This window comes from Bacteroidota bacterium (genome assembly GCA_016722375.1).
Lineage (GTDB): Bacteria > Bacteroidota > Bacteroidia > Chitinophagales > LD1 > Bog-950.
The window spans coordinates 1-17,787 of record JADKJG010000014.1; the positions used below are offsets into that span (position 1 = coordinate 1).

Genomic DNA, 17,787 nt, shown 5'->3' on the forward strand with positions numbered 1-17,787 from the left:
CATCGTTGCTCCAGATGGTAATACTAAAGCAAACTTGATGTCACCACCGGAACTGGCCGTAAATCTCAACACAAAACTCACGTCCCATGTTTCGTTGGCACCAATCGCAAATTGAAGGTGGTTATCATCTTGCAAACTGGTGGAACTCGTTACGGATTCATCAGCAGTCTTTCGGGCAAACTTGGTGGTGCCATTCAAAGACCAAGACAATAGACCGGAGCCATTGGTTCTTAATGAGGCATTGGCTGTGCCATCGGTAGAAGGCAACGTATAAGTAGTAGAGCCTGCCGCTGCCGCAGGAGCAAAGCCTACATAGCCTGATGAGGAGCCACTTAATCGCAGAGCGCCTTTCACGTCTAAGGCGCTGCCGGGGCTCGTAGTTCCTACACCCACATTGCCACCATTATTATAGATATTGCTGCTGTTTACTACCCATGAACTACCGTTCCAGTAAGGAGTATTTCCGGCAGAAGAACCGGAAGGGAAAGTCCCATCAGCACCGGTTGGTCCTGTATAGCCTTGTATTCCGGTTAAATTGACAGACCATGAAGAATAGGTGCCGCTTCCTGTTTTTGAGGTAACGCCTACGGTCATTGATCCAGTTACAGCGTTATAGGCAGAGACAGGTCCGGTCATAAAAGTAGAGGTGCTATTGGTCATGCTCACAATTTGTCCGATGGTGTATGCCAGACCGGTTCCCACCGTAAATGTTTTATTACCAGTGGCGACAGACATGCTGGTGGTCGAGGTCGTAGCGTATTGATCCCCATTGGTACCCGTAGCACCGGTTGCCCCGGCTACACCATCTGCGCCTGCTGGCCCGGCGGCGCCGACATCTCCCGCAATTCCAATATTCCAAGAAGCTAAAGTTCCGCTTCCTACCACCCTATCTACCGATACGGTTATAGACGTTCCCGAATAGGAAGTGACTACTCCTTCCATATATTTAGTAGTGGGTGCTGCGGTATTGGAAATCCTGACTCGTTCATTTTGAAATGCGAGCCCTGATTGCGTAGTGAAAGTTTTGCTGCCGGTTCCTATTGAAACACTGGAAGAGGAAGATGCAAGATAGCCCGCACCGGCTGTGCCCGTGGCTCCTGTAGCTCCGGTAGTACCGGTTGCTCCTACAGAACCATTAGTACCATTAGCTCCGTCAGCTCCGGTAGGTCCTTGAATCCCATTCAGATTCACTGACCAAGATGAATAGGTCCCGCTTCCCAATTTTGAAGTAACACTTACACTCATCGTTCCATTCACTGAATTGTAAGTGGTAACCGATCCGGTCATAGAGGTCGTTGAGCTATAGGACATCGTTACGATTTGTCCCATAGTATATGCCAGCCCTGTCGCTACTGTAAAGTTCTTTGTACCAGTCGCTACTGACATACTGGTGCTGGAGGTAGTGGCATACTGATCGCCGTTAGCACCCGTTGCACCGGTAGCTCCTGTTGCACCATCGGCTCCATTGCTTCCAGCAACTCCGGTAGGTCCCGTTGCTCCTGTGGCACCTTTGGCGCCATTGGTTCCGGCAGCTCCTGTAGCTCCGGTGACACCTGCTGCGCCTGGGATTCCTGCAATACCCATTGCTCCCGTGGCACCCGTAGGACCAGCCACTAAAGTTTTCCAAGTTAAATTACCACTTCCATCATTTCTTAAAAATGAATTGACTGCACCTTGATCGGTGGGGAAGCTAGTAGTTACGTTGTTTATCTTCGTGATGTTTCCAGAGGGGCTGATGGAGGCGAGTACGGTGCCGGATGAATTTTTCCATTCCTGCAAATTTGCGGTTTGAGTAGAATTTCCTTGAATAATCAGACCGGTGGCATCTGTTGTGTTTAGAAACCGTGTATTATAACTGGAATTTGTTCCGCTCATAAAAGTCATAGGGGTAGTGGTTAATCTTCCGCCTACGATGTCAATACCGTGCCAGGCACCCATCTGTAGGTTTCTGCTGCCGCCGCCTTGCCAAAAAATATCTCCGCCGTCTGATCCAATCTGGAAATCACCGGTTCCGGCGGAATTAAGGAAAGAGAGTTTTGCAATATTCGTCGTGCTGCCATGAGCATCAATGGTCAAGACACTTGGGGCATTGGTTGATGAAATATTGACGTTCCCGTTAACATCCAAACGATAATTGGGTGAAGGATTATTAATCCCTACGTTGCCCCCGTTATTATAGATATTAGAAGAGTTAAGTACCCAAGAGGAACCATTCCAGAAAGGTGTATTTCCGGCTGCCGATCCGGCTGACAATAATCCGGTAGCTCCGGTCGCACCTGTAACACCTGTTGCGCCGGTAGCACCCGTTGTGCCATTCGCTCCGGTAGTTCCTGTGGCTCCGGTAGCGCCCTTCACGCCTGCAGCCCCTGCTGCACCCGTAGCTCCTGTGGTTCCATTCGTTCCTGCGGCACCTGTTGGGCCTACACTTCCAGCCACTCCCGTAGCGCCTGTAACTCCGGTAGTACCATTTATTCCTGCAGCACCTGTTGGGCCAACACTTCCGGCAGCACCCGTAGCACCGGTGGCTCCGGTAGCGCCCTTTGCTCCTCCTATTCCCGTTGCCCCTGTTGCTCCAGTAGCTCCATTTGTTCCCGCAGCACCTGTTGGGCCGACACTTCCGGCTGCTCCAGTAGCGCCAGTAGCACCTGTTGCCCCGTTCACTCCATTACTTCCATCCGCACCTGCTGCTCCTGTAGCACCTTTGGCGCCTTTGGCTCCCGCAGCACCGGTAGCTCCGTTACTACCGTTTGCCCCATTAGCACCCGTGGCCCCTGCCGCACCGGCGACTCCGGATAGTCCTTGCGGTCCGGTAGGACCTGTAACACCTCCGCCGCCACCTAAAGTGATGCCGCCCATTCCCTTAATTATATTGGTTACGTTATTGATTGCAGGCATATTCAGCCAATTCAAACCGTCGTGGAAATACAACATCCCCGAATCGGTATCAAATACCATCAACCCTTTGGTGGGGTTACTAATAGCCACTCGTTGTGATTTAGTCATCCTTGGCAGCATTAAAGCTTTGGTGGTCGAACTTAAATCGAGGATAGCATTGGTATCCGGTGTGGAAGTGCCGATGCCGGCCGCCCCCTGAATAATTAGTCCATTGGAAGGAGCAACCTGAGTAGAAAAAGCGTTTCCGATGCTTAGGCCTCCCTTAACAGAGAGTTTACTGGCGGGGTTCGGCTCGCCAATACCTACATTCTGTGCATAGTTTACTTGAAAAATGCACAATAACAACAGTGTTGTAACTAAAATCCTGGTTCTCATAGTCAATTTATTTCGGCTCTTAAAATCAGGGACAAAAATTTCCCATACTGTCTTTTACGTTGTGCGATACAAATAGGTTCAGTATTGCCAATAGAAATTTTACAAACCTCACTTTGTGTATATAGCCAGCCGGTATCTCGAATAATGGCACCAAAAGCCAATTCATATTGATAGTCGCGATAAATCTATTTTATAGAGTACGAGTGTCTCTATTAATAAGGAGGTGGTGTTCGGAATGGAAGTAAGAAGCCGAAGCCAGTAGCCTACCTAGTTCAAAGTTTTAGGTTATCCCCAAAACACAGATTTAGCGAATCAGCACACATCGTGAGCGAATCAGTGCTTATCTTCTCGTAATCAGCACACATCTTGACAAGAAGTGTGCTGATCTTGTGAAGATGTGTACAGCTTTAGGGAAGAAGTGTGCTGATTTAGGGAAGAAGTGTGCAGCTTTAGACAAGAAGTGTGCTGATTCGCACGCAATCAGCACCGATTCGCACGCAATGTGTGCTGATTCGCTCACGATGTGCGCTGATTCGCTGAAAAGCCTGTTCTGTCTGGTCAATTTGGCAGGAAGACGCGATTCTGTTCACGAAACAAAGTCAGGGTTGTAATTTATGGATTCACGAAAACCCTTTCGGAAGCTACCCAGTTTTTATGTTCGGCGGTGTAGTAGAGATAAGCATTGGAAGCCGGGGCCTCATATTCTCCGGGAATCTCAGCCTTCAGGTCGAGGTTGATTTGCTTTTTGGCATTGGGTGCCAGGGCGCGGAAATAGCAGGCGATGTTGTTGCCGATGATTTCGTAAAAATCAATGAAGCCTTTTTCCTGCAGTTCCTTCAGTTGCCAAGGTTGTGCCGAAAATCCGGCGGGGATGCCAATCATAGCCATCGTCATGGGCTGACCGGTTCCGGTTTTGTTGGTTAGCGTAGCAGAGAGGCGAAGCGTCTCGCCCACCTTCACTTGTTTGGCAGCGAACTGTGTTTCGAGCGTAACCACACATTCCTTAGAACTGGCGGGCAAGGTGGTGCTATAAGTGATGTTCACGGCATAAGGCAGGGCTTGCTTGCAGTCTTTGAATTTCACTTCCACTTTCTGTTTTCCCGATTGGATAAATTTCTCCAGACCGGTGATTTCAATATTCCCTTTTTGTCCTTTGGCATATCCTTTTGAAGCTACCGATGTGCCGTTTACCCATATTTCGACTGTCCCTGATTCATCAGTCCGTTTGCTAAACTCGGCATACTTCGTCAATGCCTTTAACGCAAGAATGGTAGCCTGTGGAGAGCCAAAACCTCCAAAACCACTGCGGGAACCAATCAGATATTTTATGCCGCCGGTGATCGCTGCGTTATTGGGGTTTTGTGATTTCATCAGGGCGAGCAAACTGAGCGAGGTGGTTTCTACATGCAGACTCAGTCCCGTACTGCGCGTGATAGAATGTTTTGCACCGGTCCAGAAACCGGCATCGCTGCGTGTTTTAATCAGGCGAGTGAGCATCTCTTCCCCCCGTTCCTTATCTCCGAAATTGAAAAGTGCATTGGCACAAAGCGCTATGATGTAGGGGTCGTTAGTTTTCTTGGCACTCTTCACCACAGCATCCAATTCCTTCTCAATATTTTTGTAACCGGCTTCACTCAATGCGTAAACGATATAGGCATTTGTCACATCTTCATCTGCTGCTCCGAAAGAATCCAGTGCTTGAGGATTTTTAATGAAGCCCCCGTTGCCATCGCGTTTATCGAGCAAGAGTTTGGCTGTACGCTCAAGCATTTTTTCATCCACGCCCCCATAAACCTTTTTCATATCGGTGAACTCCATCAGCCCATAAGCAGTAAGTGCTTCATGAGCCGGTGCAGCGCCAAACCATTCATAACCGTTTTCTTTGGTCTCATAAGCAATGAGTTTCTTGTAGCCTTCGTCAAGCCACTTGTTGGCTTTGGCTTCTAATTTAGGGTCGTTCACTTCCATCGCTTTTAGATAGTTCAGTACCATGATATTTGGATAGGTAGAAGAAGAAGCCTGTTCAAAACATCCATGCGGCTCGCGGAGAATAGATTCCACCCCGTCCATCAACTCGCTCATGATGTTGGGATAAGCGGTGAATGTAGCTTTCAAAGAACCGGGCACCACATTTTGTGGGTGGATGGAAAAATCTTTTTGTAAATCCTGTCCGCTCAAAGAAATATTGGCGGGAAATCCTTTTGCAATCACTTTAATGTTTCGGGTGATGGCATCATTGAAAGAGGAAGTGGTGAATTTGATTTCCAATTTTCCTTCACCAATCTCATTCGTGGCTGTACCATCGAGGTAGATCACTTTCGATTGACCGGAAGTCAATATCACTTCGCTTTGTTTGGAAGTCACTTGCAATTGCTTAGGTGCTGAAATAATCATCCTACCGTTAATGGTAGAAGATGTATTGTTTTTGAGAAACACCGGTATCATCATCTTATCACCACTTACCACTTCCACAGGAATCTTAACATCCATCGTGAAAGGCAAGTTGGTGGAGAAATTAAACTCGGTTCTTCCTATGGAACCATCATCGCCAAATCCTTCAATAGTGGTTTTAAAAGAAGAGATGAGATCATTCGTTATAAATTCAACTTGTGCACGACCGTTACGATCAGTTTCTACGTTGCCATTCCAGTAAACGGTAGTAGCGAAATCATTTCTTGTGGTGTCCTGCGGAGAATATTTCTTTTTAGGAAATTCTTTGGCGCGATAGAATAACTCCTGCGTTTTTTCAGCGTTTTTATCGAAGGCTTTCAAATCATTTAGTCTTACATCATCAACCGCAACATGAATTTCATCGGCGAGGACATCTTCGTTTTTATTGACTGGGATTTCATTACCAAGGTCTGGTGCAACATCTTTTCCCAAAGGTTGTTTAAACATTTGAGCCTCCGCCGGTTGCCCTTCGTTTGCTGCAAACATGCGTTCCTCCATCGCCCCACCTACAGCCATAGGCATCACATCAAAACCTCTGTTTTTAAATACCCGATGATTATCATAAAGATAGTAGCTCAGGTTGGTGCTGTATTCAAGAATCTCCTGAACCTGCGTGGGGTGCTCGTTGGCAGAAATTTCAAGTTGCTTGTCTGTCGAAATATCAATCTTGTTGAAAGAGAATTTACCCTCCTTATCTGTCGTAGTGCTTCGGCCACTTTCTTTAAACTTCAATTGAACACCGGATAAAGGTTTGCCGGAGTTCCCGTCATACACGATTCCGGCAAGTGTTGCTTTCTCACCCTGAAATTTGATGACCGGAAATTCCTGTCGGATGATTTGCTTCCACGTATATCTTCTCCATCCGCTGGTCATCAACAGCAAGTCGAGTGCTCGATCAGCTTTGGGTTCTTTAGAGTTGAAATAGAAATGAGGCTCCTCTACTTTTTCTTTCAGATCCGGTTCCAGTAAAATTTTGGAGAGAATCGTCCCCTGTTTATCATCGGCAAAACTGAGCAGGTTGTCGTCCACTACTGAAAGAGAGAAATTGCCGGGAACGGGTAATCCTTTTTCATCCGTCACCTTAATATTCATCAACACCTTTTCGCGCGGCTTGTATTGTTCTTTTGCTGTAGTTACTGATATGTTTAGTTGCTTGTCTTTGTTGACGAAGACTAGACGTTCGCAACGCTCAATACCTTCTTTGTCCAATAAGGTGATTTGCGAAATACCAATAGGAAATTTATCAGTGTTGATGGTCAGAGTGTTTTCTCCTTTCGCGGCGCTGAATCCCTGGGCATAATATATTTTGCCTCGTGTTTGAGCAATCAATGATAGCTCCTCTGCTCTCCACGAATTCACTGAAAGGGATAGCGACTTTCCACTCTGTTCACCGACATGCAAAACATATCCCACTTTAGATGCTTCGGGCAACACAAACTCTTCGAGTATTCCCTCCGGTTTCACTATGCGTGCTCTATAATGTTCCTTTTCTTTCGGCGATAAATCAAAAGAGCCCATACCAAAATGATAGCTGTTGAACCGAGTGACGAAAGCACCTTGGGCATCTACAATAATTCCTCTACGTCTGCCGGTTTGCCAAATTCATTTAGAGCGCGAAAAGCAATTCGAGCTTTGATATTCGATACCATATCTCCGCCTTCAGGAAAAAACTCCATCTTGATTTGATTCAAAACTATGGGGATGCTGCGTGAAATAGATTCGGTGCTTCCTTCAAAATCAATCAGGGCATTGATGATTCCATCGGGTGAATCCAAATCTTTCGGCAAAGTGAATTTAAGATTCGCCTTGCCCAGAGCATCGGTGGTCACAGTGCCTTCCGTAATATCTTTCCCTGCCACAGAGGTGATAAATTTAACGGCAGTGGATGCCAGTGCTTTATTTTCGTTGGTGTTCAATTCCAGATTTGCTACCACCACATCTCCCTTTCCATAAGCCTTCTTCTCAAAATCCAATTTCATTTTCAGGCGGGGCATCACCACATTTTGAACCGTGATGTCTTTCTCAAATTGGAAACTGGAGTCTTCATTCTTCTGCCATTCTGTATAGGCTTTGATTTTATAAATGCCTCCGGGATGTGCGCTTAAATCAAAATCTCCTTTGGCTATGCCATTTATAGCTACTAATTTCAGGTGTTTTTCCGTAGAACCCTTTGGCGTGATAAATTCTACGTGGACTACATCAGAACTGCCGGAAGGTTTTAATGTTTCCCCTGCCCGCACATAAGCCGTGAACCAAATAGTTTCACCCGGTTTATAAAATGATTTATCTGTTTGCAGATAGACTCGGTCTTCGCTGGCCTTTTCATAAAAATTTCGGAACTTCTCTTTCAGTTGTTTTACGAAAGCGGTCTCGGTAGTCAATGCCGGATTGCCGATGGCTAATGCCGCTACAAAAACACTGAGAAAAAACATAATCAGGACGATGGAGAATATTGGTGATTGTTTTTTCATGGCTTAAAATTTATTCGTTGAAGTAGAGATGTGCGATGGCCGGAGATTTCACAAAACAAATGGAAAAATATTTGTTAAAGGAAGATAATAGCCGGTTAGCGCGATATGAATGATGGTCTTGGCTTGGTATTTGTACGAAGTTCTATTAGTCGGCTTTTAAGAAGCTGAAGAACAAAGTGTTTTGTGCAAATAAATTAGGAAGTCGGAATTAAAAAAAATTGTAGTTTTATATCAGGATTAAAATTATTTGTTCACCCAAAAATCAATTCTATGAAAGCGATAGTAGGTTCTTATAAGTCACGTGAAGATGCAGAAAAATCTCATGCCACGTTGTTAGATCATGGCTTTATTCCAATGGAAGTAACCTTGATTAATAAAGACGAATTGCTGCATAATCATATTAGCGTGAGACCTCATAATACTATGGGGCGCGTAGAAATAGTTATTGGCTTTGTTGGGGGCATGTGTCTTGGTGTTTTGATTGGGCTGGGTGTATTTGACTTTGCACCATTGCATCTGCTTTACGGAAAGGGATTATTGCCGGGCGCTATCGCGGGAAGTATTGTTGGTTTATGGATTGGCGGGGTAGTGGGCTTTATTTCTTCTGTGGTTGGGAACAAAATGCTTTCATCTAAATATGAGAAAGATTTGAACGAAGGTAAATTTCTGGTATTGGTGGCTGGCACCAGAGGTAAAATCCAAAAGGCACATGAAATTATCCAGACTCCTGATATTGAACTGGAGTTGGATTAAATGGAATAGGAGACCCCTATATATCGGGGGTGGCGGACTGTGTGGTTGCCCTATTTTATACACGGTACAGTACCTGCCTTGTTAAAAAGATATAGAAATGGCACATTATATTTCTATTTTAGTGTGATAAAAGACGGTATTTGTCATTGCTAAAAGCAGAGTCATATAAAGAATTGGCGGATGAAGAATTGATTCACCGCTATCGCAACTCGCACCAAACAGCCTATGTTGGGGAGTTGTACCAGCGTTATACGCATTTAGTCTTTGGTGTGTGCATCAAATACTATAAGAATGTGGCCGACGCTGAAGATGCCACGATGCAAATTTTTGAACATCTTATTAAGGAGCTAAAAAAACACGACATCCAATCTTTTAAACCTTGGCTGCATGTGGTAGTGAAGAACCACTGCATGATGAGGTTTCGCAAGGAGGCCAGCGAAGGGAAAAAACAAGGACAATGGGAAAAAGATACCCAAGGTGTTGTGGAATCTGGAGATACTGAGCATCTAAATGAGGTGGAGGATAAAGAGTTCATCTTGAAGCATTTGCATGATGGCATTGAAGAACTAAAGGAAGAGCAGCGGACTTGTATTGAGCTATTCTATATGAAGAACTGCAGCTATTCCGAAATAACGGCCATCACGGGATATAATACCAAGGAAGTGAAGAGTCATATACAGAACGGCAAGCGAAACCTGAAAAACATTATCAATAAAAAAAATGACCGCCAACAAAAAGGATAAAATCATTCTTGTGGACAAAGGCGTTTTGACCGAAGATGCTTTGTTGGCCTATTTGCACAATGTGCTTTCTGCCGAAGAGAGATTGGAAGTCGAAAAAATATTGCAGGACGATGTCTTTGCCAGAGAGGCGATGGACGGAATGTTGGCGGCTACAAGCAAAACCGAGGCCAGCTCTGCTCTATTATCCATTAATCAAAAAATCAGAAATAGAGTTGAAGGAAAACATAAAGGTGCCAAGCTGATTCAACTGCATTGGACGAACTTTGCTTGGGCTGCTGCAATTTTTGGTTTGATTTTTTGCCTCGGATATATATTGGTCCTCTATTATGATAATCGCCCCGATAGTATAGCGATGAAACAAAGCTCGACAGAACAAGAGCTTATCTCTGCACCGGTTGAGGTAGCAACCAAAGATACTGCAACCGTTGCGCAGGAACAGGAATCGAAAGCTCCGGCAGAAGTGAGTGCTCCAGAAGCGGTGGCAACTAAACTTCCGAATAGCGAAGCACAAGGGGCTGCCTCCAGTAAAAACAGCTCGACTGCTGAAAAGGTAGAGCCGCCCACCAAAGTGCTGCCCCTGCTGCCTCTCCAAGGCAATCAGGCACGAGAGGGCTTGGCGAAAGAGAAACAGGTAACGGCATCAGACGATAAATTTAAGACGGAGAACGGTGGAGGAGCCAATAGCATGGCATTGAGCAAGAGTGTGGAAGATCGTGCCGGAGAAAATGAAAGCCTGAATCAGGTGACGGTGGAGTCGGCGATGAAGAGTTTTAATTCCGGTGATTATAAAACCGCCTCTGCACAGTTTGACATCCTGCTCAAACAACAAGCCAACCAGCCGGATGCTTTATACTTCGGCGGGATCAGTGACTACATCAACGGAGATATAAAAAAGAGCGAAAAGAGCTTTGATGTCCTGCTAAAAGACGGCACCCGTTTCTCCGAAGGCTCGAAATGGTACAAGGCCAATATCCTGCTAAAGAAAGGCAAGAAAGACGAAGCCAAAAAACTTCTTCAGGACTTGTCTGTCACCGGTGGCTCTTATAAAGAAAGAGCCAGTAAGAAACTGGGGGAGCTAGAATAAACCGTCCATTCTTTTTTTATGGAGGCTACACTTGCCTCTACGTCTTCTATTATTTTGCATGTTTCTGCGGCGATCTTCCCTGTTTCTGTTGCAGACCAGACTGTTTCTCTCACACACTTAACTATTTCTAAAGCGGGGGAACACCGGTGGAACGTTTTAATTAGATGCTGTGATTAAGATAGCCGCTGATTTGATTAAAACATCGAAAGGTATGATTAAGATAGCGGATGGTATGATTAAGACAACAACCCCTTTGATCAAGATAGCGGAAGATATGATTAAGAATGCCGCGCTTATGATTAAGAAAGCGGCTGCCTTGATTAATATAGCGAATGACTTAATCAATATAGCGGCTACTATGATTAAGAATGCCGAAGATGTGATTGATTTAGCGGCTTCTTTAATCAATAATCCGGGGAAATTGATTAAGAATCGGGGGATTATTATTGATATTCGGGGGATTATGATTGATAATCCGGGGATTATTGTTGATAATCGTTTATGGCGAAGGTGTTTATGAGTATAGCGCCCAAATTAAATTATTTTATTACGTGAAACAGGTGATTATTGCCCTTGATGGTGTTTTGTTTGGCAAAATAATTTTTAGAGCAACCCCGCCCGTCCGGCCATGCGGGCATCACCATCATGTTTTTGAAAGCCGAGTATATAATTAGAGGATGAATTGTAAACACCACCCACAATTTTTTACCTTCTGGCTGGCAGAAGTTACGCTTCGCTAAACTTGCGCCAGCATGGAAAAGCCTGAAATGCCCCTGTGCACCATCCATGACTCCATTGCCTGCCCGGTGGGCCAAGAGGGTTATGTAGCATTGGTAATCAAAGAGGAAATGATACGGCTTACAGGGATGTCACCCTCGCTCAAACCAGAGTTTTGGTGTCCGTCGAACATCAGCTTCAATGGCTGAATCACCATTGCTTCTGAAAAACCAAAAAAGGATTTTTTTGTAGCCGCACCGACCAGAATAATAACTTTGAAACGAAACAAATTAAATAGGAGCATAGAAAATGTTTGAACAGACCTTCAAAAACATAGACGACATACTGCACAAAGATGCCGGTTGTGGCAGTGAACTGGACTATGTAGAGCAGACTTCTTGGGTCTTGTTCCTCAAATATCTGGACGACTTGGAAAAGGACAAAGCCACCGCAGCAGAGCTAACAGGAAAAGACTACACCAATATCATTGCTAAAGAATATCAATGGAATGTATGGGCTGCACCCAAAGACAAGGAAGGCAAACTCGACCACCACAAAGCACTCGGAGGGGATGATTTGTTACTGTTTGTGGATAGCAAACTCTTTCCCTACCTCAAAAAATTTAAAGCCGATGCCGAAAGCGCCGACACCATTGAATATAAAATCGGGGAGATTTTCAGCGAACTGAAAAACCGCATACAAAGCGGCTACAATCTGCGGGAGGTCATTAACCGCATTGACGAACTGCGTTTCAGAACCCATGCCGAAAAGCACGAAATGAGCCACCTCTATGAGGACAAGATTAAAAACATGGGCAATGCCGGGCGCAACGGTGGAGAATATTACACCCCTCGCCCGCTGATTAAAACCATTATAAAAGTAGTGGCACCCGAAATAGGGCAGACCATTTATGATGGTGCCGTGGGCTTCTTGTGCGAAGCCTTTGATTATTTAATGCACAGCAAAGACCTCCCCCCGACCTCCGAAGGTGAGGGAGGAACAGCCAAAACCAAAAGCGGCCTGACCACTAAAGATGTAGCCACCTTACAGAAAAAAACTTTTTACGGCAAAGAGAAAAAATCATTGGCCTATATCATTGGCACCATGAATATGATTTTGCACGGAGTGGAAGCACCTAACATTGTGCATACCAACACCCTTGCCGAAAACCTTGCCGACATACAGGAAAAAGACCGCTATGATATTGTGTTGGCCAATCCACCTTTTGGCGGAAAAGAAAGAGCCGAAGTGCAGCAAAACTTCCCGATAAAGACGGGCGAAACCGCCTCTTTGTTTTTGCAGCACTTCATCAAGATTATGAAAGCAGGCGGCAAAGCAGGAGTGGTGATTAAGAACACTTTTTTGAGCAATACCGACAATGCCTCGGTGGCCCTGCGCAAGCAATTGCTCGATAGCTGCAACCTGCATACCGTGTTAGATTTGCCGGGAGGCACCTTTACCGGTGCCGGTGTAAAAACCGTGGTCTTGTTTTTTGAAAAAGGAAGCCCCACCAAAAAGGTTTGGTATTACCAACTGAACTTGGATAGAAACCTTGGCAAAACAAATCCGCTGAACGAAAACGATTTGGCAGACTTTGTTGCCTTGCAGAAAACAAAGGGCGAAAGCGAAAACTCCTGGACATTGGATGTAAGCGATATTAGTAAGGGCGTATCGCATACGCCCAGTGTATATGACCTCAGCGCCAAAAACCCCAACAAAAAAGAAGAAGCCGCCCTGCGCCAACCGCAGCAAATATTAGAAGAAATGAAAGCCTTAGACGAAGAAAGTGCCGATATTCTAAACTCAATTTTGGAACTGATATGAACATTCGACAAGCTCAGTTACCGAAAGGCGACGCCCAGAGTTTACCGAAGGGTTGGGAAATAAAAAAGTTGGGGGAGCTAAGCAAAAAAAAAGATGCTATAGTTTCTGGACCATTTGGCTCTAATCTAAAGGTTTCAGATTATAAGACTAAGGTATTCCAATATTAAGGTTGCAGAATATTGGGAAAGGCTATTTTATAGATAAGGACATTAAATACATAAGTGAAGCCAAAGCTGAAGAATTAAAATATCATTCTTTTGTTGCAGGAGATATCGCCTTAGCCAAATTAGGAATACCTGTTGGTAAAACTTGTATTATCCCGAATGAATTTTCAAATGGAATAATAGTTGCAGATGTTGTTAGGATAAGACCAGATAAGAGTATAGTTGATTTTAAATTTCTTGAGTATTTTTTGAATACGGACGTGTCTGTTGCTCAATTATCTGGGAATATTTCTGGTGCAACGAGACCAAGAGTAAATTTGTCTGACGTTAGAGATATTGAATTAAATCTTCCCCCGCTCCCCGAGCAACAACGCATTGTAGCCATATTAGATGAAGCCTTTGCCGCCATAGCCAAGGCAAAAGCCAATGCTGAACAAAACCTACAAAACGCCAAAGAACTTTTTGAAGGTTATTTGCAAGGGGTGTTTGAGAAGAAGGGCGAGGGTTGGGAGGAGAAGACGATTGATAAAGTATGTTCCGAGATTTTTGCAGGTGGTGATGCCCCCAAAGATAATTATTCAGAAGAAAAAACAGAAAAGTATACAATTCCAATTTATGCAAATGCTGTAAAAAATAGAGGTTTGTATGGTTATACCGATTTTGCAAGAGTTACAAAACCATCAATAACAATAGCAGCAAGAGGAAGTGGAACTGGACATACGGAATTAAGAAGCGAAGCGTATTCACCAATAGTGCGTTTAATTGTTTTAATTCCAAATACAGAAATAGTCACTTTAGAATTTTTGAAATACAAAATAGATACATTAGATATTTTAAGAAGTGGAAGTGCAATTCCACAGCTTACAGTTCCTATGATAAAGGAATATAAAATTCCAATTCTAACTTTAGAAGCACAACAAGCCATTGTTCAAAAATTAGATGCCCTGAATGCCGAAACAAAAAAACTCGAAACCATCTACCAACAAAAAATAAATGATTTGGAAGAGTTGAAAAAGAGTGTGTTGCAAAAGGCGTTTGCCGGAGAATTAAAAAGCGTAGGGGTAGAATTGAAAACGGCGGGATAAATTGGGAGGGCGTATGCTATACGCCCCAACCACGCACCCAACGAATGAAAAAACAAAAATGCCGTTCAATCCAAACATCCACCACCGCAGGTCCATCCGATTAAAAGGATATGATTATTCGCAGGCGGGTTTATATTTCATAACGATATGTTGTGCGGATAGGGCCTGTTTGTTTGGGAAAATTGAAAATGGTGAAATGGTATTGAATGAATTTGGAAACATTGCATCAAACGAATGGATGAAAACGCCCCAATTGCGACCACAAATTGAAATGGATGTATTTATTATAATGCCCAATCACATGCACGCCATAATTGCCATTAATGATACCGGTCGGGACGCATTGCATACGCCCAATGAAAATGCGAACGACGTTGGTCGGAACGTATTGCATACGCCCAATGATGACAATACACCCGACGATAATGCAAACGATGTTGGTAGGGGCGTATTGCATACGCCCAATGATGAAAATAAACCCGATGACAATGCAAATGAAAAACAGGGCGTATGCAATATGTCGAATGACAATACAAATGAAATACAGGGCGTATGCAATACGCCCCTACGGTCGCCATCCAACACCGTTGGGGCGATTATTCGGGGATATAAATCATCGGTAACCAAACAAATAAATGCATTGGGCGGTCATGGAAATGGCGCATTGGATTCGCCCATGCCATTGTGGCAACGCAATTATCACGAACACATTATCCGAAATGAAAAATCGTATCAAACCATTGCCCAATACATTATAAACAATCCGGCAAAATGGGCGGATGATAAATTCTATAAACAATGAACGAATCAGAAACAAGGGCAGAATTGATAGACCCCAAATTAAAGGCCTGCGGATGGGGCGTGGTAGAAGGGTCTAAAATCCTTCGGGAATATCATATCACGGCGGGCAAAATACAGACCGGTGGGGTGAGAGCAAAAAAGCTGACCGCCGATTATGTATTGGTTTATAAAGGCATCAAACTGGCTGTGGTAGAAGCCAAGAGCGATGAGGTAGAAGTAGGCGAAGGGGTGGCACAAGCCAAGCAATACGCAGAGAAACTAAAATTAGAAACCACATATAGCACCAACGGAAAAGAGATTTACAGCATCTGTATGAACACCGGTGAGGAAGGTTTGGTGGCTAATTACCTAAGTCCCGACGAACTGTGGAACAAAACCTTTGCCGGGCAAAATGAGTGGAGAGAAAAGTTAGCCGATGTTCCTTATGAAGATAAAAGCGGCACCTGGCAGCTTCGCTATTATCAGGAAATAGCGGTGCGCAACACCATTGAGGCTATTGCACAGGGCAAAGACCGCATTTTGTTAACCCTTGCCACCGGTACCGGTAAAACAGCCATTGCTTTTCAAATAGCATGGAAGTTGTTTCAAACCCGTTGGAACTTAAAGCGCGATGGCAGCCGCAGGCCACGTATCTTGTTTCTGGCCGATAGAAACATTTTAGCTGATCAGGCATATAATGCCTTTTCCTCTTTTCCTGAAGATGCGCTGGTGCGGATAAAGCCCAGCGAAATAAAAAAGAAAGGAGGTGTGCCGACCAACGGCAGCATCTTCTTCACCATTTTTCAAACCTTTATGAGTGGCACCGACAAAGAGGGGAAGCCGGCTCCCTATTTTGGCGACTATGCAAAAGACTATTTTGATTTCATCATTATAGATGAGTGCCATCGCGGAGGAGCAAATGATGAAAGCAACTGGCGGGGCATTTTAGAATATTTTGCTCCTGCGGTGCAATTGGGTTTGACCGCTACACCCAAGCGCAGAGATAATGTTGACACTTATAAATATTTCGGCGAACCGGTCTATATCTATTCATTGAAAGAAGGCATCAACGATGGATTCCTCACTCCGTTTAAGGTGAAGCGCATCAAAACAACGCTCGACGATTATATCTATACCAGCGACGACCAGATTATAGAAGGTGAAATTGAAGAAGGCAAGCTGTATGAAGAGAAAGACTTTAACCGCAGCATCGAGATAGTGGAAAGAGAAACCAAGCGGGTGCAGATATATTTGAAGGAGGCCAATCAGAAAGAAAAGGCAATCATCTTTTGTGCCAATCAGGGTCATGCGGCGCTGATTCGCGATTTGGTCAATCAATACAAACAAAGCAAAGATCCAAGCTATTGTGTGCGGGTGACCGCCAATGATGGCGAAATAGGCGAGCAATTCCTGCGCGAATTTCAGGATAATGAAAAGACCATCCCGACTATCCTCACTACTTCTCAGAAACTAAGCACCGGGGTGGATGCAAGAAACATCCGCAACATTGTGTTGATGCGCCCGGTCAACTCCATGATAGAGTTTAAGCAAATTGTGGGGCGGGGAACCCGCTTGTTTGATGGCAAAGAGTTTTTCACCATCTATGATTATGTAGATGCCTATCATCACTTCGCTGACCCGGAATGGGATGGAGAACCTTTAGAACCAACTGGAGTTAATGAACCAAGAGTGCCATACGAACCCAAAGAGCCAAAGAAAGAAGGTGAAGGTGACGAGAAAGAAAGACCTAAGAAAATCAAAGTGAAACTCCGCGACGGCAAAGAGCGCGAGATACAATCTATGATTTCTACTTCGTTTTGGAGTGCAGATGGCCAACCGATTTCGGCAGAAGAATTTTTGAATAACTTGTTTGGCGAATTGCCTAAACTATTTAGAAGTGAAGATGAATTGCGGACTATTTGGAGCAATCCGATAACGCGAAAAATATTGTTGGAGAAATTGGATGAAGCAGGTTTCCCTAAAAGCGATTTGTTGGTGGTGCAGCAATTGGTCAATATGGAGAAGAGCGATTTGTTTGATGTATTAGAGTATGTTTTCAACGGGAACTATAATGCCATGACCAGAGAGCAACGTGTGGCAGCATCGCAAGCCACCATCTTTGCCATACTGAACGCCAAACAAAAAGAGTTCATCGAATTTGTATTGAGTAAGTATATAGAAACAGGAGTTGAAGAACTGGACCAAGAGAAACTACCTATTTTGCTTACGAACAAATATCAATCGTTGGAAGACGCTAAAGATATTCTGGGAGATGCAGGAAACATCAGTAGACTGTTTATAGAATTTTCAACAGCATTTGTATAAACAGAAAGCAGCGTAAGGAGAGGATAGAGAATACAGGATTCTTTCAGAATGACAAAAAATCTGGGCGGGATTCTTTACTGAATGACGAAGACGGTGCTTTCCAATTTATGCAATGTCTCT

14 protein-coding genes and 1 pseudogene are annotated in these 17,787 nt (G+C 44.4%); 9 read left to right on the forward strand and 6 right to left on the reverse strand.

Annotated features, from left to right (window positions below):
• Together IPP77_15720 and IPP77_15725 are read right to left on the reverse strand one after the other, a co-directional pair.
• A partial coding sequence (locus IPP77_15720) for a collagen-like protein (GenBank protein ID MBL0311054.1) occupies window positions 1-1,875 on the reverse strand: 1,875 nt, incomplete at its 3' end.
• A gap of 141 nt (window positions 1,876-2,016) precedes the next feature.
• A pseudogene (locus IPP77_15725) lies at window positions 2,017-2,856 on the reverse strand (spore surface glycoprotein BclB).
• A gap of 809 nt (window positions 2,857-3,665) precedes the next feature.
• On the opposite strand from IPP77_15725, the gene IPP77_15730 reads away from it, so the two are divergent.
• Complete coding sequence (locus IPP77_15730; protein MBL0311055.1) at window positions 3,666-3,881, forward strand: hypothetical protein; 216 nt, start codon at window positions 3,666-3,668, stop codon at window positions 3,879-3,881.
• Window position 3,882: 1 nt separating this feature from the next.
• Here the strand turns inward: IPP77_15730 and IPP77_15735 are convergent, their stop codons facing one another.
• A complete protein-coding gene (locus IPP77_15735; protein MBL0311056.1) occupies window positions 3,883-7,239 on the reverse strand; it encodes a hypothetical protein in 3,357 nt (1,118 codons plus the stop codon).
• A 47-nt stretch (window positions 7,240-7,286) separates the two neighbouring features.
• Complete coding sequence (locus tag IPP77_15740; GenBank protein ID MBL0311057.1) at window positions 7,287-8,192, reverse strand: hypothetical protein; 906 nt, start codon at window positions 8,190-8,192, stop codon at window positions 7,287-7,289.
• Window positions 8,193-8,462: 270 nt separating this feature from the next.
• On the opposite strand from IPP77_15740, the gene IPP77_15745 reads away from it, so the two are divergent.
• The 4 genes from IPP77_15745 to IPP77_15760 all read left to right on the forward strand — a co-directional run bounded on the left by IPP77_15745 (window position 8,463) and on the right by IPP77_15760 (window position 11,292).
• Complete coding sequence (locus IPP77_15745) at window positions 8,463-8,945, forward strand: hypothetical protein (protein MBL0311058.1); 483 nt, start codon at window positions 8,463-8,465, stop codon at window positions 8,943-8,945.
• A 140-nt stretch (window positions 8,946-9,085) separates the two neighbouring features.
• Window positions 9,086-9,688: a sigma-70 family RNA polymerase sigma factor gene (locus IPP77_15750; protein ID MBL0311059.1), complete on the forward strand. Its 603-nt coding sequence runs from the start codon at window positions 9,086-9,088 to the stop codon at window positions 9,686-9,688.
• Window positions 9,666-10,772: a hypothetical protein gene (locus tag IPP77_15755; protein ID MBL0311060.1), complete on the forward strand. Its 1,107-nt coding sequence runs from the start codon at window positions 9,666-9,668 to the stop codon at window positions 10,770-10,772. The genes IPP77_15750 and IPP77_15755 overlap by 23 nt, the downstream gene beginning before the upstream one ends.
• Before the next feature lie 169 nt (window positions 10,773-10,941).
• Window positions 10,942-11,292, forward strand: coding sequence for a hypothetical protein (locus IPP77_15760; GenBank protein ID MBL0311061.1), 351 nt, complete (start codon window positions 10,942-10,944; stop codon window positions 11,290-11,292).
• Window positions 11,293-11,311: 19 nt separating this feature from the next.
• On the opposite strand, the gene IPP77_15765 is transcribed toward IPP77_15760, so the two are convergent.
• Together IPP77_15765 and IPP77_15770 are read right to left on the reverse strand one after the other, a co-directional pair.
• Window positions 11,312-11,560 (reverse strand): hypothetical protein, encoded by a 249-nt coding sequence (locus IPP77_15765; protein ID MBL0311062.1) that lies wholly within the window; start codon window positions 11,558-11,560, stop codon window positions 11,312-11,314.
• Window positions 11,561-11,592: 32 nt separating this feature from the next.
• On the reverse strand, window positions 11,593-11,793 hold the full coding sequence (locus IPP77_15770; protein ID MBL0311063.1) for a hypothetical protein: 201 nt from the start codon (window positions 11,791-11,793) through the stop codon (window positions 11,593-11,595).
• Between the two features lie 5 nt (window positions 11,794-11,798).
• Between IPP77_15770 and IPP77_15775 the strand changes: the two genes are divergently transcribed.
• The 4 genes from IPP77_15775 (at window position 11,799) to IPP77_15790 (ending at window position 17,667) form a co-directional block, all read left to right on the forward strand.
• The gene (locus IPP77_15775; GenBank protein MBL0311064.1) at window positions 11,799-13,313 is read left to right on the forward strand and encodes an SAM-dependent DNA methyltransferase; all 1,515 of its coding nucleotides are present in this window, start codon (window positions 11,799-11,801) and stop codon (window positions 13,311-13,313) included.
• A 169-nt stretch (window positions 13,314-13,482) separates the two neighbouring features.
• Window positions 13,483-14,562 (forward strand): restriction endonuclease subunit S, encoded by a 1,080-nt coding sequence (locus IPP77_15780; GenBank protein MBL0311065.1) that lies wholly within the window; start codon window positions 13,483-13,485, stop codon window positions 14,560-14,562.
• A gap of 58 nt (window positions 14,563-14,620) precedes the next feature.
• Window positions 14,621-15,364, forward strand: a complete 744-nt coding sequence (locus IPP77_15785) for a hypothetical protein (protein ID MBL0311066.1) — start codon at window positions 14,621-14,623, stop codon at window positions 15,362-15,364.
• Window positions 15,361-17,667: a DEAD/DEAH box helicase family protein gene (locus IPP77_15790; GenBank protein MBL0311067.1), complete on the forward strand. Its 2,307-nt coding sequence runs from the start codon at window positions 15,361-15,363 to the stop codon at window positions 17,665-17,667. Before IPP77_15785 ends, IPP77_15790 begins: the two co-directional genes overlap by 4 nt.
• The last annotated feature ends 120 nt before the right edge of the window (window positions 17,668-17,787 follow it).

What these genes read in the sequence shown, in the direction of transcription:
- IPP77_15730 (MBL0311055.1), top strand. Translation starts at nt 3,666, where the DNA reads ATGTGTACAGCTTTAGGGAAGAAGTGTGCTGATTTAGGGAAGAAGTGT.
- IPP77_15785 (MBL0311066.1), top strand. Translation starts at nt 14,621, where the DNA reads ATGCCGTTCAATCCAAACATCCACCACCGCAGGTCCATCCGATTAAAA.
- IPP77_15735 (MBL0311056.1), bottom strand. Translation starts at nt 7,239, where the DNA reads ATGGGCTCTTTTGATTTATCGCCGAAAGAAAAGGAACATTATAGAGCA.
- IPP77_15790 (MBL0311067.1), top strand. Translation starts at nt 15,361, where the DNA reads ATGAACGAATCAGAAACAAGGGCAGAATTGATAGACCCCAAATTAAAG.
- IPP77_15775 (MBL0311064.1), top strand. Translation starts at nt 11,799, where the DNA reads ATGTTTGAACAGACCTTCAAAAACATAGACGACATACTGCACAAAGAT.
- IPP77_15740 (MBL0311057.1), bottom strand. Translation starts at nt 8,192, where the DNA reads ATGAAAAAACAATCACCAATATTCTCCATCGTCCTGATTATGTTTTTT.
- IPP77_15765 (MBL0311062.1), bottom strand. Translation starts at nt 11,560, where the DNA reads ATGGATGGTGCACAGGGGCATTTCAGGCTTTTCCATGCTGGCGCAAGT.
- IPP77_15770 (MBL0311063.1), bottom strand. Translation starts at nt 11,793, where the DNA reads ATGCTCCTATTTAATTTGTTTCGTTTCAAAGTTATTATTCTGGTCGGT.
- IPP77_15745 (MBL0311058.1), top strand. Translation starts at nt 8,463, where the DNA reads ATGAAAGCGATAGTAGGTTCTTATAAGTCACGTGAAGATGCAGAAAAA.
- IPP77_15755 (MBL0311060.1), top strand. Translation starts at nt 9,666, where the DNA reads ATGACCGCCAACAAAAAGGATAAAATCATTCTTGTGGACAAAGGCGTT.